A 249-nucleotide genomic window follows, 5' to 3' on the forward strand; every position below is an offset into this window, starting at 1 on the left:
CCTTCCATTCCCACCAGCCCCACCAGCTCTACCTGGTATACCAGGTCCACCTGGTCTACCAGGACCAACAGGTCCACCAGGACCAACTGGACCAACAGGACCAACGGGACCAACAGGATCAACAGGACCAACGGGACCAACAGGACCAACAGGCCCAACAGGCCCAACATGCGCCACAGGCGCAACCGGCTCAACCTCCAAAACCGGGACACCCGGGGGCGCGGGGGGGGGGGGGGGGGGGGGGGGGGG

Annotated in this window: 1 protein-coding gene; it reads right to left on the reverse strand. The window is 66.3% G+C overall.

Translation table 11 applies throughout. The annotated features are described in order from the left end of the window. On the reverse strand, positions 1 to 201 hold a 201-nt coding region (locus tag JDS98_RS29770; RefSeq protein WP_199634645.1), incomplete at its 3' end, for a hypothetical protein. Positions 202 to 249: the final 48 nt, after the last annotated feature.

Source organism: Bacillus cereus group sp. N11 (assembly GCF_016483605.1).
Classification (GTDB): Bacteria; Bacillota; Bacilli; order Bacillales; family Bacillaceae_G; genus Bacillus_A; species Bacillus_A toyonensis.